The following is a 22,124-nucleotide window of genomic DNA, read 5'->3' as shown; positions in this document are numbered from 1 at the left end:
TATGTATATATAATAATACAGTATCTTGTAAATATCAAGGTCTCTTTTTAATTAATTTTACGTACCTCTTCAAGCCTGTTGTGCAGTCTTTTCAAGTGTTCCAGCGTATTTTCATCTTTAACAATTGTTCCTGAAAAATAATATGTCGTTTTTGAGTCATACAACATATTGTGGTAGTCATCAAAAAGTACTACTCTATCTGGATCATCTGAAAGTGGCAGTTTTGCAACATCAGCCAAATGTCTGATTGTCCCAAGATTTCCATCAACGAGAAGTGTATCTTTCCCAAAATACTCTCTGTACAATGGTTTAAAATAGTTGAAATGAGTACATCCAAGTACCAACGCAGAATACTCATCTTTATCAAACGCAGAAAACTGATTCTCTATATATTCTCTGACAGCCTCTGATTCAAACTCTTCCCTCTCTGCAAACTCCACAAGCTTCGGCATTGGAAGCAAGTCCACTCTGTGCTCTTCATCCACTCTGTGAAGAAGATCTTTGAGTTTATCTTCTCTGATTGTCACAGGCGTAGCGATAACCATTATACGCTTTTTGTCAGTCTCTTCAACTGCAGGTTTAACAGCCGGCTCCATGCCAAGTATCGGCAAAGAATATCTCTTTCTGAGCTCCTTTACAGCCACACTGGTTGCGGTGTTACATGCTATGACAATAGCCTGAACTCCCTGCGCTATAAGAAATTCTGTGATCTCTATGGCATAGCCCATTATCTGCTCCGTAGTTTTAAGTCCATACGGAACATGTTTTGTATCTGCATAAAAAATATATTCTTGTCCCGGCAGTTGATGATAGGCCTCATGCAATACAGAAAGCCCTCCTATGCCGGAATCAAAAATGCCAATCTTCATTATTTTTTCCTCTTTTGTTATACTAATCATATGAGTGAAAAAAAATTTGATGAACTTCAAAAACTATATGATTGCACAAAGATAGGATCCCTTGTTCAAGAGATCTGCGAGTATTATTCTACTCAGGATGGTTATGAGGACAACTCATATCAGGACGAGATTGAGCCCACAGAGATTGTTGAATCTGTTTATATTCTGTTCTGCCTGCAGAGCAGGGAACAGATATTGGATGAAATGGCCCTTGTTCAAAAAAAATATCCGACCATTTATTCGTCAATAAAACCTCTTCATAACACTCTTTTGATCAACATGGACTACCGGTCTTTGGAAAAAAACTGTGCAAATAAAATTGCTGACCATGTTAAAGACACTACCTGTGAAGATGTGCTGTCTCATGCTGAAATGTTCTCCCGCTCCAGTCACAATCTTGCCGAAGCGGAAGATAAATTCTATTCCTGGCTTCACTCAAGGAGTAGATAAACAGTTACAGGTCAGGGACTGGACTGTAACGATAAATATTTCATTGAAGCATACAGCTGTTGGCCCTCATATTCTACCAGCGCCCATGATCCATCATCACTTACGGCTATTCTTTTCATAGTAGTACCATTGAGTGCCACGGCTACCACAGTACTCTTTTCAGCAGCACTTGGAACTGATCGCAGATTTAAATCTGCTGTTGCCGTAACGGTATCATTTGTTGCTGTGTATCCTGACGGAACTGCTGTTACAACTGTTTCCTGTGAATCCGGATCTATCAGATATTTATCTATAAATTTCACTTTTACAACAAAGACAAGCATAGCAAGAATAAAGGCACCTGTAATAATTGATGCCACTCTTACGAGAAACTCAGGAGTCAGAAATCCTGAAGACTCTTCTTCCTCATCTTCTTCGTCATCTTCCTCATCATACTCATCTTCATAGTCATCATCTTCCTCGAAGTCTTCTTCGTCATAATCCTCCTGGCGATCTTTTATCCCACGTTTATTTACATCACGCTCTTTTGCAGGCTCTGTTTCCCTGGGTTCTTCTTTTACAGATTCCTTTTTTGCCTGCTCCCGAAGAAATTCCTCTCGCTCCTTGGCTGTAAAAAATGAATATGGATCTTCTATTTCAATATTGTTGATCTCAGTAGTGGCATATAAATCCTTTGGCTTATCTTCCTGTATATCTTTTATGCCACTATTATCTTTTTTCTTATAATCAGAAAAATTAGTAATCTTGTCTGCCAAAATTCTTCTCCCAAAAAGTCAGATTTTCCGACAACCGACTTGCTCCCCAAAAAACTGTAGCGAAACAACCAAGCACTAATCCCTGGTTGATTCTACTACAGTTACTAACAGAAAGTGCTGACCGTTAGGCCAGCACCTTATCTATAATACCCTGTAGTTTTGCCTTATTTAATGCTCCAACAGCAGTTTCAATAACTTCACCATTCTTAAAGAATGCAAACATTGGAATCGACATAACATTATATTTCTGAGCAATGTCAGGTGACTGATCTACATTTATCTTTCCTACTTTAAGCTCCCCTTCGTATTCATCAGCAAATTCATCAATCATTGGCGCCATCATCTTGCAGGGGCCGCACCAATCTGCGGAAAAGTCAACAAGCACCGGTAATTTGCTCTTTAATACTTCTTCTTCAAAGTTCTGACTGTTCAAATTGTAGTCCATTATTTAATCCCCTTTCTGCTTACAATGTATTTGTAAATTGGATTGCCTAGTGATGAGAACTTCTCCTCATACTCTGTCATCACATTCCCCTCGTTCATAACAGGGTCATGGTGAAGATCGTATGTGACTGCGTCTAAATTCCAGCCTGCCGGTTCCACCTCATCAAGTGCAAACCGAAAAAGATCCTTATTGTCAGTTTTGAACTCTACGACTCCGTCCTTTTTTAAGATTTTGTCATATCTTTCAAGAAACTGCCTCGAAGGCAGACGCCTTTTGGCATGCCTGTCCTTCGGCCATGGATCTGAGAAGTTGAGATAAATCTTGTCTACTTCTGATGGAGCAAAAACATCTGTGATATCCTCTGCATCCATTCTGATGAATATTACATTCGGCAAAAGAAGCTGTTCCTGTTTTTGAATCGCTCTGAGAAGTACACTTGAATATTTCTCTATTCCGACATAATTGATATTGGGATTTAATGCTGCCAGATCCATTAAAAATCTGCCTTTTCCCATCCCGATCTCAATATGTAATTCATTGTCATTGCCAAAAATCTCTTTTTTCCAAAGACCTTTTTTCTTCTCCGGATCCTTAACTGTAAATCTGCTATCAGCAATTACTTCTCTGGATCCTGCGATGTTACGTAAACGCATTCCTTATCCTACCTGTAATTCTTATAAGAGAATTTTACAACATTTGAGTAAAGTTGAAAAGTTAGCTGTTTGAGATTTTAATATTTCTTCAAATATTGTATTATTTACATACTATGATTTATTCATCTGATAAGAAAAGACACAACTTTATATATACGTTTTTACTCAGCTCATTGTTAATCGCGGCAATGTTTTGCAGCTTTTCGCTTACTGCTTTTGCTGAAACTGTTGATTATGCTGCTCTTGCTCAGGAGAGGAAATCTCTTCCGATACAAAGTAACGATATTGAAAGCTGGCCTGAAGGTCCTGAAGTTTCTGCAGAGTCTGCTATTGTTATGGAGGCAGAAACAGGAACAATCCTATATGCCAAAAACATCCACGAAGAGCTTTTTCCTGCAAGTACCACCAAAATAATGACCTGCCTTCTGGCCGTTGAAAACGCAAGTCTCAGCGATACTATAACCTTCTCAAATGATGCTGTTTTCAGCGTTCCCAATGACGGATCCAGCATCGGAATGGATGTAGGCGAATCAATTACTTTAGAGCAGGCTCTTTACGGAATCATGGTAGGTAGTGCCAATGAGGTTGCCAATGCTGTTGCTGAACATGTCAGCGGAAGCATTGATGACTTTGTAAAACTAATGAATGACAAAGCTAAAAGTCTTGGCTGCACCAATACCCACTTTGCAAACACCAACGGTCTTCAGGACAGCAATCATTACACAAGTGTTTATGATCTTGCTCTTATTTCAAAAGAGTTTTTTAATAATGAGCTTTTATGCAAGATTGGAAACACTCCTCGCTATCACTTTGAACCAACCCAGACTCAGCCGGATGATTTTTATTTAAACAACAAGCATAAGCTTATTAACGGCGAAATTTCCTATGATGGAATTGTTGGCGGTAAAACCGGATACACCGACCAGGCCCGTGAAACTCTGGTCACCTGTGCCGAACGGGATGGCATGAAGCTTATCTGTATCGTGTTTATGGAGGAATCTCCGACACAGTTTACAGATACGGTTACTCTTTTTGATTATGCATTTAACAACTTCCATTTAGTAAATGTATCTGCCAATGAAACCAGATATATGCCGGATGATTCTTTGTTCTTTGAATCAGACCATGATGTATTTGGCAAATCCGGCACTATATTAAAGCTTGATGAAAACAGTACTGTTATCCTTCCAAAAACTTCTTCTATAAGCGATGCCGACTACGAAATATCTTATGACTTAAGTGACACGGAATTGGCAGATTATCCTTCCGCCATTGCCAAAGTCAACTATTCATACCACGGCGTAACTATAGGCAGTGCAATGATATGCTATTCAGAAAGCAGTCTGGCTGCTAATGATGATTCCGATATTACCGCTGTCCATCCAATTTACATAAATGTAAAAATACTTTTTGCAATTGCAGCTGCCATAGTACTTATAATGACGATTATCGGAGCGACTTCTTCCAAAAGTGTACGCACCCACAAAAGTGTCAGTCGAAGTGATCGAATCCGCTATAACCGTAGAAAACGCGAGTTTAATAAGAGCAATAAAAAAATAAAATTCTGAAAAAAAGCTGTGAAAGTGTACTACAAGACACCTTCACAGCTTTTTATCTTATTCACTATCTGTTAATTACATGAGCTTTTCAACACATGCTGCGACATTTTCCATCTTCTCTGTTGGCTCGAAACGTGCTACAACATTACCGTCTCTGTCAACTACAAACTTAGTAAAATTCCACTTGATATCAGGATTATTCTTATAATCCTTGTCAATCTTTTTAAGCATTACACTCATCGCAAGGGCAGAAGGTCCTTTACCAAATCCTTCAAAGCCCTTCTGCTCTTTAAGGAACTTGTAAAGCGGAAGCTGATTCTCACCGTTGACATCAGACTTAGTCATCTGTGGGAACTTTGTGTTGTAATGAAGCTGGCAAAACTCATGAATCTCTTCATCTGTTCCGGGTGTCTGACCTGCAAACTGGTTACAAGGAATATCAAGCACCTCAAATCCCTGATCGTGGAACTTTTCATACATATCTTCAATATCTTTATAATGAGGAGTGAAGCCGCATCCAGTAGCTGTGTTCACTACCAGCACTACCTTGCCCTTAAACTGGTCAAGCTTAACTTCATTTCCCTGATTGTCAGTTACTGAATAATCGTAAAATCCCATTTTAATTCCCTCCATTTTTTCGATTATATAAAATTAAATTGCGTTCATGTTTGATATGATTATATTGTGTGCAATCTAAAATGTCAATACCTATTGCAAATATTTTTCCTTCATTTTATAGTTTATTAGAAAGAGCTTTGTATTGGGGGTATTATTATGATTTATAAAGAATTTAAAATTAATGAAGAAGGATCTTTAGACTACGCAAAATTAACTGTATATATTCAGGAGCCTTCTGAATCGCTAAGCATCAGTAAGAGACCGCTTCTTCTTTTGTGTCCGGGAGGAGGCTATGCTTATACTTCAGACAGAGAAGCTGAGCCAATGGCTTTTGCCTTTATGGCCAAGGGATTTAATGTAGGTATACTCAGATATTCCTGTGCTCCTGCTGTTTTCCCTACAGCACTTCTGGAGCTTGGTCGTTCCATCCTTATAATAAGAAAGAATGCTGATGAATGGCAAGTAAATACAGATGCGATCATAATAGAAGGCTGCTCTGCCGGTGGACATTTGGCAGCAAGTTATGCCTGTATGTGGAAAAAAGATTTTGTGGCAAAAGCTCTTCTTTCCGATACTGATGATGCTTCTAAAGAAAGGCTTCGTCCAAATGGACTTATGCTCTGCTATCCGGTTATTACTTCCGGCAAATTTGCACATCAGGGGTCAATACACAATCTTTTGGGTGACAGATATGAATACATGAAGGACGATATGTCACTTGAAAATCAGGTAAACAGTGATGTTCCTAATACTTTTATCTGGCACACCTTTACTGATGGAAGCGTTCCGGTTGAAAATTCACTTCTCTTTGCTACTGCTTTAAAAGAAAACAATATCAATACAGAACTCCACATTTTCCCTGAGGGCGGACATGGACTTGCTCTTGCCAATAAGCTTACATTAAGCAATGGTGGAAATGAAGATATTCCTTCTGCCGCACCATGGGTTAACCTTGCTGCTACATGGCTCGACAGATTCTTTTGATATAAAAACGAAAGAGATATTTTATGAGTAATTACATCGTTTTTGACCTTGAATGGAATCAAGGAGAAGCACCTGTAACCCAAAATGGGAAGACTCTAAATTTTGAAATAGTTGAAATAGGTGCGATAAAACTTAATGAAAAAAGGCAGAAAATCGGTGAATTCTCCCGGCTTATTAAGCCTCAGGTTCACACTCAGATGCACAAGATTACCGGAAAGCTGATCCATCTTTCTATGGAAGATTTGGAAAATGGTGATTCTTTTGTGGATGTTGCAGCTGATTTCTTAAAATGGTGCGGAGAAGACTACATTTTCTGTAGCTGGGGACCTCTTGATCTTAGAGAATTTCAATGTAATCTTGATTTCTTCGGACTTCCTCTTTTATCGGACAGACCGCTGGCATTTTTCGATGTTCAAAAGCTTTACAGCCTTTCCTTTGATGATGGCAAATCGAGAGTCTCTCTATCAACCGCTGCTGAAGAAAGAAACATTAAGCTTGATTATCCATTTCACAGAGCCCTTGCTGATGCTGCTTACACAGCTGAAGTTTTAAAGCTCCTGGGAGAAAAAGTTTTAAAAAGAGTCTCTTTTGACACATATGTCACTCCCAAAACCAAGAAGCAGGAAATAAAAATTGTCTTTGACAATTATGAAAAATATATTTCCAGAGAATTTGATACCAAAGAAGATATCCTTGAAAATATGGAGATAATGAGCACAAAGTGCTATATCTGCCATAAAAATATTCGCAGGAAAATAAAATGGTTCACTCCTAACGGCAAGCATTATTATGCTGTAGCCACCTGCGACAAGCATGGTTTTATGAAAGCCAAGGTTCGTATCAAAAAAGCTGAAAACGGAAGACTCTTTGTTGTTAAGACCAGCCGTTTTATATCTGCTGAAGAGCTTGAAGAAATGAAAGCCAAGCAAAGGAAAGCCAAAAAGAGACCAACTCCATGATTTATATCAAAAAATTAAAGCTGTGAATGGATTTTTCCTTCACAGCTTATTTCTTACACAAATTTGTTTACAGCGATAAAAAGTCTGCCTTTTCTTGTAGTATTCTGAGCTCCGAGATAGATGAATTTGCCATATCCTCTCACAGACACTCTTGCACCTTCTTTTAAGTCATATCCTCCACTAAATGCAACCCTTCCATCAATAAAAACCGACTCAGCCTCAATAAGCTTCCCGGCCTCTGACCTGGAAAGATGATAGACAAACGCAAGTATAGCATCAATTCTCTCTGAAGCCACACTTCCTGTAACTTCTTCAAATTTTGGTCTGATGGTACATTCATCTGAGGTAACAATCTCACATTTCACAGATGTATGCTTTATCCTTATAAGCTCATCACAAATCATCCGGGCAATATCCACCGTTGCAAATACGTATGCAACATCATCACCGGTTAAGATATCTCCAAGCTGATCTCTTTCTATTCCCAGATTCATAAGGGACCCGAGATAATCTCTGTGGTTTAAATCATCAGCAAACTTTTTGTTTACCGGACTTATTTTCACACAGCTGCAAACTGATGGTTCGCTTCTTTCCATCATAAGAAATGTTTCTTCATCCATATAATCCGGTAAAAAACATATCATCGCCCTTTCAGCTTCATCAAAACCACCATATATAACATACCTTGCACCACAGTATTCATGGACATTAGAGGATATCCCCTCTAAAGCCAGAATCTGATGAAACATCGCTATCTCCGACACAGATAAAAAATCTGTGTGGGTAACGAAGTTGTTCATATAGGCTCTTGTAGCAAGATCTCTCACTCTTCCTGCAAGAAAATCCCTTGTTTTTTCTTCCATATAACTTACCGTTCTTTAGTAACTGTAGTAATTACAGCTTTTTAGTATTTAATAGTAGGTGTCCAATAGTTCTGTCCGTAGATATCGGTAAAACAGAAGGTTTCAAGGATATCGCCGTCGCCTACCGGAAGGTTCTGAATAACCATATCAGACATCGGTCCTGTCACAGTCATCTCATCTCCTAAATAGTAGCCGTCCTTAAATTCTTGGTCATATCCATAATAATCGCATACGAAATCTATCTTGTCGCCGACCTCTAATTCTGTAGCATTTTTAGCTATAGTCTCAGTTTCGCCGTTCTGATAATCACTGCATGCTCCGGCTACATACCCGTCTTCGTTTTCCGAGTCAAATACCAAAATGAGATTTGTTCTCTCTCCGTTAAGATAACATGGTACACGACCTGTTATTGCATAATTGTCTTCTGTTCCCTGTATATCTATAACATAATATGCCACAATTTGTCCATCAATGGAAAGCCATGTTTTATCTGCCTGCGAAAGAAGATATCCATCTTCATCAAAATCAATCAGATTGTCACATCCAAGATCAATATATCCCTCACCGTCATCATAAAAGACCTGCATCTTAAGGTCTTTTACCTGCTCCCACTGATCATCTGAAAGTTTAATGGCATCCTGTCCGCTTCCGTTTTTAGTCCACACAAGGCTTGATGCATCAAACTGGTTAGAAGCTATAAAGTTTGCAGCCTGCTCCACATCAAGTGTTTTTCCAAGGAACGATGTATTTGATGCTGAAAGCCCTGATACACTTGAAAAATCACTGGACAAAAATGCAGTAAGGAGCTGCGTAATCATCTCAGCAGATGCATCCCCGCTACTCTGCCCTGAAAGCTCGCCAAAAAGTGATGGAACCGGGCCCGAAGTTCCTCCTGATGCAACCTGACCTGCAACCTCCATTGATGCAAAGTTCTGAATACATTTTGCATACTCATCATCCATTCCGATTGCATCATATGTGCTTACCATTGAGTCTACTTTCGAGGTCTTTTTATATGGGAAGTAGATAGACAGTCCATAAGCATTTGTCATGTTAGAGCTTGTTCTGTTGTATTTAATAGAACTCTTTAAGCTCTCTGCCAGATCTTTTGCCTCATCTGTTCCTATTCTTATGGCAAAGTCAACCAGATCGATCTGATCAATTTTAGAAGAAGAAGCAAATTCTCTTGTGCTGCTGCGGGCTGTGGATATTTCTGTATATTCGCTACCCTTTATTTTCTGTGTTGTTTCTTTTGAAAAATCTGCCAGCTCCTGTGGAACAGTCTGTGAAAGCTCCGCAAGGTCTATAAGAGAAAGAGTTGTCTTTTGTCCGGGACAGGTCTGAGCGCATGCACTTGTGAAATCATCAATAATATTCTTACCTATGGAAAGTGTATCCATTGATGTGTTTTTCCCAAGCTCAGATAGCCAACCTGTGTAATACCAGCCAACACCCGGTTCTGTTTCTTCTGATGCAATGAGGTAATCCGCATAATTGGACACAACAAGTGCATTTTCAACCGTTGCCATAAGACATGTATCAAAACCAACAAAATCAAATGTTACGCCGCCATCTTTAAGCGCTGTATTGATTCCGGCAAGTGACATTGCTCCGGCTGATGCAAATTTCTCATCATACCCGTATCCACCTGTTGATCCGCCACCATGATTCCAAAAGATCAGGTCATACCTGTTTGCCGGGAAATTGGATGCTGTCCACTTTATAAAGTCTGAAAGTGTTGACGGCTTTGTCATCGGAAGACTTCCCACATTATCCTGTAAAAGAGAAAGCTTACCGTTTTTTATCTGATATATCTGGTTAGTGGAACTTGAAACAACATTATTTTGCCACTGCTTCGCTCCTCCTGTGTAAATAACAAGGTTTACATTATCTCCAAAAGAAGCAGCCATCATCTCCTGAATATCCTTGGTTGCCATCGCACTTCTGGATTCAAGATCTGCTCCGCACATATAAACCATTATTGTAATAACATCTCTATTATCACCTAAAACAGTAGTGCGCTTTGCTCTTGCACCTTCGGCAACTTCTGTGTTAAGTTTGCCTGTATTTGCAGGCTCGCTCCATGCTGCAGAAGAAGCGCCACCGGAATATGCACCGTATCCTCCAAAGAGCTGGCTAAGAGTTGACAATGTAGAACCTGTTGATGTTCCTGTAGCAGTTGATACTCCGCTTCCTGTAGAAGTCTGCCCGGTGGTAGTAGTGTACTGAGTTTGAGTGGATGTATCAGTATATGTACTTCCTCCTCCCAAAAGAGACGATAATCCCCCTCCTCCTCCAAGTACAACAATCGCCAATATGATGATCATAAACAGCGGACTTCTGCCGCCTGATCTATGCGGAGTTCCCACTCCGGGAGTTTTATTTGATGAAGAGTATCCGTCAGAGCTTCCAACCGGTTCTGTGCCCAGTCCTTCTCCTCTTTTATGTACGCCGGATCCACCTGTTCCCACGTTTTTCTTTCTTCCAATTGGTCTATCTGCCATCTTTCCCTCCCCAAACATTCTGTTTTCTTCAATATATTATAGTATACACTTTTTCATTTGCTTTTTTACATGTTTTCCTTTTTTAGGTTCAATTAAGGTTTAGGTTCTATTCTAGATTTTGACTAGCTTTATATAAAACTAAGGAGGAAAAAAAGTTGATCACAGTTGAGCATTTGACTAAAAGCTATGGCTCTACTCTGGCTGTAGACGATTTGTCTTTTACTATTGAAGATGGTCACATCTATGGATTTTTAGGCCCAAATGGTGCCGGTAAATCAACTACCCTGAATATTATGACAGGGTGTCTTGCTGCAACAGGGGGAACCGTTAAGATCGGTGATAAAGACATCTTTGAAAACAGCAGGGAAGCCAAAAAGCTTATCGGGTACCTTCCTGAAATCCCACCTCTTTATGTGGATCAGACTCCAAGAGAGTATCTTGATTTCGTAGCAGAGGCTAAAAAGGTTGCCAAAAAAGACCGGCCGGCAGAGGTTGAGCGTGTTGCCAAAAAAACCAATATTGAACATGTACTTGATAAGCCCATCAAGTATCTTTCAAAAGGTTATCGCCAAAGAGTCGGTATCTCACAGGCACTTTTAGGAAATCCACAAATTATAATCCTTGATGAGCCGACTGTTGGTCTAGATCCCATGCAGATTTTAGAAATCAGGGAACTTATCCACAAATTGGGAGAAAATCACACAGTTATCCTCAGTTCACACATACTTTCTGAGGTTCAGGCTATATGTGACAAGGTTCTTATCATTTACAAAGGTAAGCTTGTTGCTTTTGACACACCTGATAACCTTGGTAAAATTTCTTCTCACGGCAGTGCCATTGAGATCGGAGCAGATATTTCTCTTGATATGGCAAAAGAAATACTGTCATCTCTTAACGGTATCGTCTCTTATGAGAATATTGAAAGCTCCGATGACCAAAATCTTTTCAAGGTTCATGTTGAAAACAGAGACCTGACTGAGATTAGCAAAGAAATATTTAAAGCTTTTGCAGAAAAAGATATTCCGTTATATAAACTCAATCCTGTAAAAACAAATCTTGAAGATATCTTTTTGGAGCTTACTTCAGATTCTGAGGAAAACAACATTACAATTTTGGAGGAAAAAGAAATTGATAGCAGTATTACGGCATGAACTTTCGCTATTTTATCATAGTATGACCGGCTATATTTTTGGGGCGTTCCTTCTCCTTTTTACCGGAATCGGAGCTCTTTTATACAATATCAACGCCTCTGTAGCAAATTTCGAGTATGTATTGGATTTCATCTCAGTTGTTTTTATCGTTATTGTTCCAATACTCACCATGAGGATAATTTCAGAAGAAAAGAAACAAAAAACAGATCAGCTTCTGTATTCTCTTCCTATTACTTCAACTGATATTGTTATCGGAAAGTTTTTGTCTCTTTTTGTGGTTTTCCTTATTCCGCTTATTATCATTTGTGTATATCCTCTTATATTTGCACAATTTGGTGATGTTTATCTTCCCACATCCTACGGGTCCATGGTGGCATTTATTTTTATGGGCATGGCCCTTATCAGCATGGGAATGTATATTTCCGCTCTTACAGATTCTCAGGGTATTGCTGCCGGAATCTGTGTTGCATTCATGCTTTTTAACTACTTTTGCGCCAGCTTATCTGACTACGTTTCAGCAACTGCTGTAGGTGCTTTGATTTCTCTCATTGTTATTTCAGCAGCTCTGTCCCTTGTTATCAGATATATGACAAGTTCCAATATTGTTGCCCTGTTATTGTTTGCAATCCTTACAATAGCATCACTTATTGTGTTCTTCGTTAATTCAGATCTTCTGAACAACCTCCTTCCAAATATTATGAAAAAGATATCCCTCTTTGAGAGATTTTCTGTTTTTGTAAACGGAGTCTTTGATCTGACAGGAATTGTGTATTATCTCAGCGTTATTGTATTCTTCCTGTTCTTGTGCGTTCAGGCTCTTGAGAAGAGGAGGTACAACGGATGATTAACATAAAAAATATTTTAAATAAAAACAAACAGGCCTTTACCAGTAAGACTGCCAAAATAGGTAGTTACAATTTTCTTATAACAATTATTGTTTTGCTCATCCTTATCGGTGTAAATGTTCTGTTTAGTGCTCTTCCATCAACTCTCACACAGTTTGATATTTCAGCAGCACAGCTGTACTCTCTTACATCATCCACAAAAGTTGTTGTAAACAATCTTGAAAAAGACATAACAATTTACTGGATTGTACAATCAGGTCAGGAGGATTCCGTTATAGAAAAACTCCTTGATGTCTATGACGATATGTCAGAGCATATCACTGTTGTAAAAAAGAACCCTGACGTATATCCGACTTTTGCCCAGCAGTACACAGAAGATTACGTTTCAAATAACTCTCTTATAGTAGAAAGCGGTGATAAATCAAGATTTATCAGCTATGACGATATCTATGAAGTGGACTCTTCAAGTTATTATATGACCGGTTCCGCATCAGCAAACTTCGACGGCGAAAGTGAGATAACTACTGCCATTGATTATGTTGTATCTGAGGACCTTCCAAAAGTTTACGTTTTGACAGGTCACGGAGAAGCTGAACTTTCCACTACTTTTACTGACAGTTTAGAAAAAGCAAACATAGAAACAGAAGAATTCTCTCTGTTAAATGTAGATGAAATTCCTGAAGATGCAGACATGATCCTCATAAACTCCCCTACAAGTGATCTGTCTTCAGAAGAAGTCACCATGCTTAAGGACTACCTTGATAACGAAGGACATATTCTTGTAATGTCCGGCCCTACTCAGGAAGATACTGACCTTTCCAATCTTCAGGGAATTATAGAAAGTCTGGGCGTTTCAATAAATGACGGAGTTGTCGTAGAAGGAAACAGAGATTACTACGCTTTTGCGCAGCCTTACATTCTTTTACCTGAGATTGAATCATCTGACATAACGGATGCACTGATAAATGAAAAGAGCAATGTAATTGTTCCTATAGCTTCAGGACTTACAATAAACAGTACTTCAAGCGTATATTCAGTCACATCTCTTTTAACTACATCTGCTGATGCATTTTCCAAGATTGCCGGATATTCACTTGAAACCTACGACAAAGAGGACGGCGATATTGATGGTCCGTTTTCACTTGCAGTATCTGTAAGCAGTGACTCTTCCGATGGAAAACTCATTTGGGTAGCATCTGATGTGATGCTTGATGATGGTTACAATTCCTATTCTTCAGGAGCAAATGTAGATTTCATTATGAACTCAATTTCATGGATGATCGGAGAAGAGGAGACCATTTCTATCAGATCCAAGTCACTTGATTACAACTATCTGACCATAAGTGAGACTGCAGCAAAAAGAATCAAAGTAGTCATGATCTTCATCCTCCCTATCGGTTACCTTCTCTATGGCATTGAGGAAGTATTCAGAAGAAGAAAGGAGGGAGCAGCAATTGAAGCGTAAAAATACCCTTATCATACTTTGCGTTATCCTTGCTCTTGTCTTTGTCGGAATCATCGCTGTAAATGCTGTTGAAAAACATGTTGAAAGCATTTCTACCGTTGATGAAGTTGTTTTTGCAGCTGATTCCGAGAGCCTGACGGAAATAAAATGGACTTTTGAGAATAAAACTCTTGATTTTGTAAAAACTGATGATGTATGGACTTTATCAGGTGATGATTCTTTTCCTGTAAATCAGGAAGAAATTGCTTATCTTATCGAGAACTTTGCTGAAGTTCATGCGAGCTTTATCATTGAAGATGTTGAGGATTACAGTCAGTATGGTCTTGATGATCCCGAAGCAGAAATTACTTTTATTACTGCTGAAGATGAGACAACTATTTCCTGCGGAACCTTTTCAACAATGGATTCCAAGCGATATATTTCTATAAACTCAGGAACAGTATATCTGATTGATGATGACATCGAATCGTATCTGACATCTGATCGTGATGAATATTTGGCCAATGATGAGATACCTTATTTTCAGCAGATTGAAACTGTTGATCTTACAGGTGATGTTAATCTCTCTCTTATCTATGAAGAAGATGCTGATTATTCTTACACAACAAGCTACAACTATTATTTAAAAGATGATACCGGTTATCTGCCTCTGTCAGATTCTTCTGTAAGCACGTTCCTTGGGTACTTTACACATATTACTTTTACTGACTATGTGACTTACTGCGTTACTGACGAAGAACTTACCAAATGGGGATTTGATTCTCCTGATCTTACAATCCATGTAAAAGGATATGATTATGATACCGACTTTACAGATGATAACGATCTGGGAGAAGAGGAAGAACACTATCTGTATTTTAAAAAGATAGATGATGAGACTATTTATCTGCGAGTTGATGAATCTCAGATAATTTATTCTTATACACCCGAGGATTATGAAACTCTTACAGGCTATGACTATAACTCACTTCGCCCCACTTCCGTAGTTGATATCTCTGCGCCACAGGTACAGACTATTACTGCAAACATAGACTCCGATCAGTACATTATCGATGCAGAAACAATAGACGACATAGTAACATATACTGTTAACGGAACTGAAATCGAAGGAAGTCAGATTGTAAGTGATATCAGTGCTTTGAGCGTCAAAGAATTTGACAGTACTCTCTCGCAGGGTGTCACTGAGTTCTCTGTTACCGTTGTTTTGAATGACGAGGCAAATACATCTCTTTCTATCACACTCTACCGAGTAGACGGTGACAGCTGTCTTGTTTCATTAAACGGAGAAACACTTGGCCTTGTGGACAGAACGCTAATGACTACTCTTAAGGAAGACTTTACGAGGATAATGCTCAACCTTGGAAAAGAGGAAGCCGAAAGCACAACTGATACTGAATAATAAAAAAGGAACTGTGAAAATGAGTAATCATTTTTTACAGTTCCTTTTCCATTATTAAATATTATTTTTCAAACTCAGCAGCCACATTCTTTAACAGGCTTCTGATCTCAAGGTGCTGAGGACATACTGCTTCGCACCCTCCGCATTCTATACACTCACTTGCTTTTCCTGCTCCATCAGCAGTAAGAAGTCCATAATACATGTTCTGATTCCAGTCATTGAAAACCTTCTTTGTATTAAGACAGGCAAAGAGCTCCGGAATCTTAATATTCATCGGACAATGATTTTCTTCTACGCAGTAGTGACAGGATGTACAAGGAATCATATCCAATCCCTTGTAAATAGCTGTAACTTTAGCAACTGCAGCCATTTCATCCTCTGAAAGAGGCTTGAAATCCTTCATAAAGGAAACATTATCCTTCATCTGAACCATATCACTCATTCCGGATAAAACTACTCTTATCCCTTCCTGGCTTGCTGCAAATCTGATAGCATAGCTTGCATTTGAAAGCTTTGATGGCATTTCATCGTATACCTTCTGTGCCTCATCAGGAAGCTTTACAAGACTTCCGCCCTTTACAGGCTCCATAACGATAACAGGTTTTCCATGTTTTCTGCACACTTCAAGGCACTTGCGGCTCTGTACCGATGCATCCTCATAATCTACATAGTTGAACTGAATCTGTACGATTTCAACATCCGGATATGTAGTAAGAATTTTGTCCAAAACCTCCGACTTATCATGGAAAGAAAGACCTACATGTTTAATCTTGCCTTCCTTTTTAAGTTCAAAAGCAGTCTCATATGCTCTGCACTTTTTGAAATGTTCAAAGTTTGTAGCATTCTGCGCATGCATAAGATAAAAGTCAAAATACTCAACGCCGCAGGCATCAAGCTGACTTTGGAAGAATGGTCTTATATCTTCTTCCTTGTGGAAATATGGTTCCGTAAGTTTGTCAGTCAAAAGATACTTCTCTCTCGGATATCTGCCGGTAAGTGCCTCTTTAATTGCCAGCTCTGATTTGCCATCAATATATCCGTGAGCTGTGTCAAAATAGTTAAAGCCGTTATCAATAAAATAATCCGTCATTTCCTTGAACTGCTCAATATCAACTTCAGAGCCGTTCATAGGAAGTCTCATACAGCCAAAACCAAAAAATGTTTTTATCTGTGGAAAAGAATTGTCCATCGCTTGCCCTCCGAACAAAAATAAAACTGATTACTGCCTACCTTTTATAAAATTTTATCATATAGAATAATCCTTTTTGTATCTTTTTTTGTCATATTGTATATAAAAATACTAGACTTATGTGTATCCTTAATCATGGATTTTTGAATTTGATATTCTCTGTTTATACAATAAAACAGCCTCTCGCCGACATGGCGAGAGGCCTTGTTTTACGTAATTTCAAGCGCTCCTGCTGATATTAATTTTCCTGATTTTCTGTCAAATAGCAGTATGTCTTTTCCCTTGATATCAATGTTGGCATCCTGATCAATTCTGTAAATTGAATTACCAAATATAACACCGGTAAGAAGAAACTCCCCAACTCTAAGTTTAAGTGTTGATTCCATACCGGTAGGCATTGCTCCGTAAATCTTTGTTTTTATCCTGCCTTCAGGCTCAATGTCAATCGCTTCCGGCCTTATTCCAAGAACAAAGTCTTCATCTGTAATAACAGGTTCGTCCATAATACTCTCATCCTGCTCTTCTACTCTTTGAACATGATATTTGAACACTTCATCTTTGTTACTCTTTTCAACAGCACCTTTTTTCATAAGTCTTTGATGCTCGAATTCAAGCTTATCTGCATCCTCTTTTTCCCTTGCCTCTCTCCAATCGGAAAGAAGTACTTTTTCGTTTGGTACAAATTTAGCCTTGTGTTCTCCTAAAATATCAAGAACTATACTGCCATCTTCTGCCTGCTTGCCCTTCCCGTCAACGAAGTTCATTGATGGATTGCCAACGAAATCAGCTACGAACAGATTGGCCGGTCTGTTGTAAACATCCAGAGGGGCTGCGTACTGCTGAAGAACACCGTTGTTTACAAGACATATTCTGGTGGCAAGTGTCATAGCCTCCATCTGGTCATGTGTTACATACACGAAAGTACTTCCTGTTTCCACATGGAGTCTTTGGAGTTCATATCTCATCTCAAGACGAAGCTTGGCATCAAGGTTTGATAATGGCTCATCCATGAAAAGAACCTGCGGCTCAGGGGCAAGGGTTCTTGCTATGGCAACTCTCTGCTGCTGTCCTCCGGAAAGCTCTGCAGGATATCTGTCCATGAACATGCCTATCTTAACAATCCTTGAGCAGGCTCTTACTCTTGCATCTATTTCCTCTTTTGTAAGTTTTCTGTTTTCAAGAACGACCTTTCCGCCTTTTGTAACCTGGAACTTTTCATTAATATCTTTTTCTTCACTCCGGAGCTTCTTTTTTATATCTGAAAGCTTTGCTTCATATTCCATTACCTTCGCTTTTGCCAATGTGTCAGGCTCCTGTGCCAGATGAATCCCAAGTGCAAATAGCTCTTTTGCTGTATATATTGAAATGCTGTAATTATCAATAAGCTTTACATATGCTTTGTTCTCATCGGGTTTTCCATTTTTGTCACGGCACTCTTCCACGATTTCTTTTATCCTGGAACCATTCTGAAGTGCTCGTATCATATCTCCTGCTCTTTTTGCCTCAACATCTATAACCGGCATCTCTTCATGTATGTTCTTGAGTCCAAAAGCAATGTTCTCATATACCGTCATGTTTGGCCAAAGAGCATAGTTCTGGAAAAGAAATCCCACTCTTCGTTTATTGGCAGGAACATTTATCCCGGCATTTGAGTCAAATACGACTTTATCCCCAATTGTTATTCTGCCTTCTGTAGGAGTTTCAAGCCCTGCTATCATTCTGAGGATTGTTGTTTTTCCGCAACCTGAAGGTCCCAAAAGTGTGATAAAAGAATTATTTGGAATATTGAGACTCACGTTATCAACGCCAAAGAATTTACCCCAACGCTTTGTAATATTTTCTAAAACTATTTCTGGCATGATCACTTTCCTCCTATGCCGCTGTCAAGACTTGCGCCTGTAAGCTTGTTTACTAATGTGTTGAATACAAGAATCGTTACGATAAGGATGAGGTTTATGGCACTTGAGAATGCATAAAGTCCCATTTCATCAAAGTAGTCAAGGGTTGTTGAAAGAATGAATCCCTGTGTGCAAAGAAGAAGGAACAACGACAATTCACGAAGACAAGTCATAAATGGAAGAAGATATCCGCTTATGATCGATGACTTCTGAATAGGAATGATGATCCTTGTCATTCTCTTTATCCACGGTGTATTCATGATAATTGCCGCCTCTTCAAGCTCATTGCTGATCTGAAGCATTGAGTTAAGTGAGCTTCTTGATGCAAATGGTATGTATTTTACTACTCCTGCAATTATCAGCAGTGTATACGTATTAAACAGATTGATGTGCTCGTTGGAGAAAAGGATAAAAAACGCTGCTCCAACGGCAATTGAAGGCATAAGGTAAGGCAAAAATGCTACGTTGTTAACGTAGTTTGCCCACTTATTTCTTCTCTTTTTAGCAACGGCATAACCTATGAGGGTTCCGATTGTTCCTGCAATAAGAGCACATACGGTTGCAAGGAAAAGTGTACCAAAGAATGCATGCCATATGGTCTTGTTGTAGAGAATTCCGGCCTGTCCGTACATACCGTTTTCTGTAATATTTTCATTGGTTACCCACCACTTTGTTGTAAGATGCGCCAGATTTCCTGTATAAAGGAAGCTGTAATCTCCGGGATTTGGAAGAAATGTCTCCAGTGCAAAAAGAACTATCGGCCAAATACTTGTAAAAAATGTGATTACTATAAAGATTATTCCAACAAGATATTTTCCTACCTTGCCGATTGTCAGTTTTGTCAGCTGGCCAGACTTACCTGTAACTGTGGTGTAATTTTTCTGCTCTTTAAGCTCATCTGGTTAAGTCCCAGAATGAGCACACCGAATATCATCATGATAATAGCAAGAATGCTGGCTTCACCGGTGTATTTACTATTCATGGAAATGTATTTGGTTGAAAGAGTTGTAAGACTTAAGTAATGAGGAACAGGATAACTCCCCATTGCACTTCCAAATACTAAAAGTATTGTTGAAAGAATCGCGGGCTTGATCATTGGAAGTGTTACCTTGAACATGATCTTCCATTTCGGAGTATCCAGGATTGTTGCTGCTTCCTCCAGATTGGCATCCATATTTTTGAATATTCCACCGATGAGAATATATGCAAATGGTGCATAGTGAAGTCCCAAAACTACGGCACTTGGGAATACGCCCTGACACCACCAGTGCGGGAAATATACATGGAATAGAGCCGCCAGAAGACCGTCTGATGTTCCGGTTATTTTATTAGAATAAAACATATGCTGCCATACAACCGCCAGTGTCCACTGGGGCATTATGTATGGGAATATAAAGATTGAGCTTAAATACTTTTTAAATTTCATATCTGTTCTGGTGACCAGAAATGCGAAAAGTCCTCCGAACAGAATAGATATAAAACATGTTAATACGGATAATATTATCGTATTTAAAAGTGGTTTCCAAAGGTTGGTTACTGCAAGTCTGCTTGTGAAAAGATCAATATAGTTTACTAATGTATATCCCTTCGTTCTTCCTGTCAGATGCTGATCGATTGTTCCGGGATGTATTGCAAATGTATCTTTTATAATTGCAACGATAGGTGCAACAGTACTAAAAGTAAGAACAATCCCAAACAGCAAAAGTATTATGTTCTGAGGTTGGGAAAACCATGTCTTTACCTTATTTTTAAATATCGCACTTTTGTCTGGTTTTGCGATTGCCTCCATTTTAAGTGTTCCTTTCTCAATTTGCCATGATATGGTAACAATGCAAGGCTCGAAACAATCCGTATTATCTCTTTTTATGCTTGAATCACGATATACGAATTGTTCCGCAGTGCCTTTGCAATCCTATCATTCTTATTCGCCCGGTGTGTAGTGATCAAGAACGTCGATCCAGCTTCCTACCGTAAATGAAACATCTGAGCAATATACAGGATCCTCAAGAACAAGTTCTCCCGTTGTTGTCCACCAGTCATATCCTCTGTCATTCTTTGCCGGGAACTCATCTCCGCCACCCTGTGAATGCTGGAATTTCTCTTCTATTTCTTTTGCTACATCAGGATTCGATGAATATCCACCCATATCTTTGCCCCATGCCTCAAATCCTGCCTCTGTACATGTCATATATGCGATGAATGCGCAGGCTGTCCATGGAAGTGGGCTGTTCTTTGTAAGGAAGAGGTAGTGGCAATATCCATATCCGCCAATTCCTGTATAGCCATCCTGATATGCTGCTACGTTAATATTGTTAACTGATACTGAAGCCGACTCTTCAACAGAACGAAGTTTTGAATAAACCAAAAGTCCGGACTGATCTGTAGCAGAAGCATCTACAAGTGTGTTACAGATAGGTCCGTCGTCTGTCTGTTCGTTGTAGTTGTTCACCCAAAGCTTGATCCAGGCAAGTGCATATGCACCGTTTGCTCCAAGTCCAAGGTCACTGGCATCAGTCTGCATCTGCTGAATTACCGGTTCAAAATATGCCTTCTTTGTATCATCAAGCTTGTCATATGCTTCTTTAAGCCATGTTGCATACTTGTCTTCTGTAAGCATCATAAGGAAGTTCTTTCCTACGATTTCAGAATCAACACCCATGAAAAGAGGATGTGAACCTTCATATACGAAGTCCCAGCAGTTGTCATAAGTTGCGCTGCCTGTATTGTTGTACATGAATACTTTGTTTAGTGTCTGAAGAGGGAGGAATCCTGTATATGCATCAGCAGTAGTTCCGTTAGCATCTGCCCATTCCTTAGGAACAAATGTCTTTAAGATATCTGTATCAACCATCTTTGTCTGAATCTGATTGCCATCCTGAATAAGAGTCATTGCAAATGTGCCTTCACTCTTAAGGGAATCAGATGTAAGCTGCTCAAAGATTTTGTTGTTCTTGGGTTGCTGCCATTCAAATTCCATTGAATATGACGGATCAATAGACTGTAAATACTCAATGAATACCGGAAGTGCTGATTTTCCGCGGCTACTGTTACCAACCCCATAGAATGTCTTGCCATTTGACTCTTCAATAGCCTTTGCTGCAAGCTCTTCCATTGTCATTGTTTCGGCTTCAGCAATGATTGCATCAATTCCCGTAAGCTCTGCTGCAGGTTCTGCATTGGTCTCAGCCGGTTTAGCTTCTTCTGTCTGAGTAGTTGTTTCACCGGATGACTGTGAATCTGTTGCTGCAGTTTCAGATGTTCCCGATGCTGCACTTCCGCAGCCTGCAAGAGCAGAAACTACCATTGTGAACGTTAAAATTGTTGATAATACCTTCTTTTTCACTTCTTTTCCTCCTAGTATAGTAATGATGTAGTCATTAAGGACTACAGTTAATAGTTTCTATTTCCAAATCTAAGTAATGATTGAAGGGAGGATTCCCCTCTCATCAGATATCATCAAGGAGCTTTACTAACAGTTATACATGTCT

General features: G+C 39.2%; 18 protein-coding genes and 1 pseudogene. 8 read left to right on the top strand and 11 right to left on the bottom strand.

What is annotated here, in order from left to right:
- Positions 1–47 precede the first annotated feature (47 nt).
- On the bottom strand, positions 48–869 hold the full coding sequence (gene murI, locus J6O61_RS15430) for a glutamate racemase (RefSeq protein WP_292215010.1): 822 nt from the start codon (positions 867–869) through the stop codon (positions 48–50).
- 30 nt (positions 870–899) lie between these two features.
- Here murI and J6O61_RS15425 point away from each other — a divergent pair, with 30 nt between their 5' ends.
- The gene (locus tag J6O61_RS15425; protein WP_292215008.1) at positions 900–1,349 is read left to right on the top strand and encodes a hypothetical protein; all 450 of its coding nucleotides are present in this window, start codon (positions 900–902) and stop codon (positions 1,347–1,349) included.
- An 11-nt stretch (positions 1,350–1,360) separates the two neighbouring features.
- Here the strand turns inward: J6O61_RS15425 and J6O61_RS15420 are convergent, their stop codons facing one another.
- The 3 genes from J6O61_RS15420 to trmB form a co-directional block, all read right to left on the bottom strand.
- Positions 1,361–2,104, bottom strand: a complete 744-nt coding sequence (locus J6O61_RS15420; RefSeq protein ID WP_292215006.1) for an SH3 domain-containing protein — start codon at positions 2,102–2,104, stop codon at positions 1,361–1,363.
- A 124-nt stretch (positions 2,105–2,228) separates the two neighbouring features.
- Entirely contained in the window at positions 2,229–2,549 is a 321-nt protein-coding gene (trxA, locus tag J6O61_RS15415; RefSeq protein ID WP_292215004.1) for a thioredoxin, read from the bottom strand.
- Positions 2,549–3,202 carry a tRNA (guanosine(46)-N7)-methyltransferase TrmB gene (trmB, locus tag J6O61_RS15410; RefSeq protein ID WP_292215002.1) on the bottom strand — a complete coding sequence of 218 codons (654 nt, stop codon included), beginning with the start codon at positions 3,200–3,202 and terminating at the stop codon, positions 2,549–2,551. Before trmB ends, trxA begins: the two co-directional genes overlap by 1 nt.
- Before the next feature lie 188 nt (positions 3,203–3,390).
- On the opposite strand from trmB, the gene J6O61_RS15405 reads away from it, so the two are divergent.
- Positions 3,391–4,770: a D-alanyl-D-alanine carboxypeptidase family protein gene (locus J6O61_RS15405; RefSeq protein WP_292215000.1), complete on the top strand. Its 1,380-nt coding sequence runs from the start codon at positions 3,391–3,393 to the stop codon at positions 4,768–4,770.
- Positions 4,771–4,836: 66 nt separating this feature from the next.
- Here J6O61_RS15405 and J6O61_RS15400 read toward each other — a convergent pair whose 3' ends face one another.
- Positions 4,837–5,379: a glutathione peroxidase gene (locus J6O61_RS15400; protein ID WP_292214998.1), complete on the bottom strand. Its 543-nt coding sequence runs from the start codon at positions 5,377–5,379 to the stop codon at positions 4,837–4,839.
- A 156-nt stretch (positions 5,380–5,535) separates the two neighbouring features.
- Here J6O61_RS15400 and J6O61_RS15395 point away from each other — a divergent pair, with 156 nt between their 5' ends.
- Positions 5,536–6,363: an alpha/beta hydrolase gene (locus J6O61_RS15395; RefSeq protein WP_292214996.1), complete on the top strand. Its 828-nt coding sequence runs from the start codon at positions 5,536–5,538 to the stop codon at positions 6,361–6,363.
- Positions 6,364–6,386: 23 nt separating this feature from the next.
- On the top strand, positions 6,387–7,322 hold the full coding sequence (locus tag J6O61_RS15390) for a 3'-5' exonuclease (RefSeq protein WP_292214994.1): 936 nt from the start codon (positions 6,387–6,389) through the stop codon (positions 7,320–7,322).
- A 53-nt stretch (positions 7,323–7,375) separates the two neighbouring features.
- Here J6O61_RS15390 and J6O61_RS15385 read toward each other — a convergent pair whose 3' ends face one another.
- Together J6O61_RS15385 and J6O61_RS15380 are read right to left on the bottom strand one after the other, a co-directional pair.
- Entirely contained in the window at positions 7,376–8,185 is an 810-nt protein-coding gene (locus J6O61_RS15385; protein ID WP_292214993.1) for a YlmH/Sll1252 family protein, read from the bottom strand.
- A 41-nt stretch (positions 8,186–8,226) separates the two neighbouring features.
- Positions 8,227–10,689: a clostripain-related cysteine peptidase gene (locus J6O61_RS15380; protein ID WP_292214992.1), complete on the bottom strand. Its 2,463-nt coding sequence runs from the start codon at positions 10,687–10,689 to the stop codon at positions 8,227–8,229.
- 155 nt (positions 10,690–10,844) lie between these two features.
- On the opposite strand from J6O61_RS15380, the gene J6O61_RS15375 reads away from it, so the two are divergent.
- The 4 genes from J6O61_RS15375 to J6O61_RS15360 are packed head-to-tail and all read left to right on the top strand — an operon-like array spanning position 10,845 to position 15,549.
- Positions 10,845–11,840: an ABC transporter ATP-binding protein gene (locus J6O61_RS15375; RefSeq protein WP_292214990.1), complete on the top strand. Its 996-nt coding sequence runs from the start codon at positions 10,845–10,847 to the stop codon at positions 11,838–11,840.
- Positions 11,818–12,684 carry an ABC transporter permease gene (locus J6O61_RS15370; RefSeq protein WP_292214988.1) on the top strand — a complete coding sequence of 289 codons (867 nt, stop codon included), beginning with the start codon at positions 11,818–11,820 and terminating at the stop codon, positions 12,682–12,684. Before J6O61_RS15375 ends, J6O61_RS15370 begins: the two co-directional genes overlap by 23 nt.
- On the top strand, positions 12,681–14,150 hold the full coding sequence (locus J6O61_RS15365) for a GldG family protein (protein WP_292214986.1): 1,470 nt from the start codon (positions 12,681–12,683) through the stop codon (positions 14,148–14,150). The genes J6O61_RS15370 and J6O61_RS15365 overlap by 4 nt, the downstream gene beginning before the upstream one ends.
- Positions 14,140–15,549, top strand: coding sequence for a DUF4340 domain-containing protein (locus tag J6O61_RS15360; RefSeq protein WP_292214984.1), 1,410 nt, complete (start codon positions 14,140–14,142; stop codon positions 15,547–15,549). The genes J6O61_RS15365 and J6O61_RS15360 overlap by 11 nt, the downstream gene beginning before the upstream one ends.
- A gap of 61 nt (positions 15,550–15,610) precedes the next feature.
- Here the strand turns inward: J6O61_RS15360 and J6O61_RS15355 are convergent, their stop codons facing one another.
- From J6O61_RS15355 to J6O61_RS15340, 4 genes and pseudogenes are all read right to left on the bottom strand, one after another.
- Complete coding sequence (locus J6O61_RS15355; protein ID WP_292214982.1) at positions 15,611–16,738, bottom strand: aldo/keto reductase; 1,128 nt, start codon at positions 16,736–16,738, stop codon at positions 15,611–15,613.
- Positions 16,739–16,947: 209 nt separating this feature from the next.
- Entirely contained in the window at positions 16,948–18,597 is a 1,650-nt protein-coding gene (locus tag J6O61_RS15350; protein WP_292214980.1) for an ABC transporter ATP-binding protein, read from the bottom strand.
- Between the two features lie 2 nt (positions 18,598–18,599).
- A pseudogene (locus tag J6O61_RS19780) lies at positions 18,600–20,425 on the bottom strand (ABC transporter permease).
- Positions 20,426–20,557: 132 nt separating this feature from the next.
- Complete coding sequence (locus J6O61_RS15340) at positions 20,558–21,979, bottom strand: hypothetical protein (RefSeq protein WP_292214979.1); 1,422 nt, start codon at positions 21,977–21,979, stop codon at positions 20,558–20,560.
- Positions 21,980–22,124 lie beyond the last annotated feature (145 nt).

Origin of the sequence: Butyrivibrio sp. (assembly GCF_017635265.1) — a bacterium.
Classification (GTDB): domain Bacteria; phylum Bacillota; class Clostridia; order Lachnospirales; family Lachnospiraceae; genus Butyrivibrio.
The sequence above is the reverse complement of the archived record's forward strand: the minus strand, read 5'-3'. Positions and strand labels throughout refer to the sequence as shown.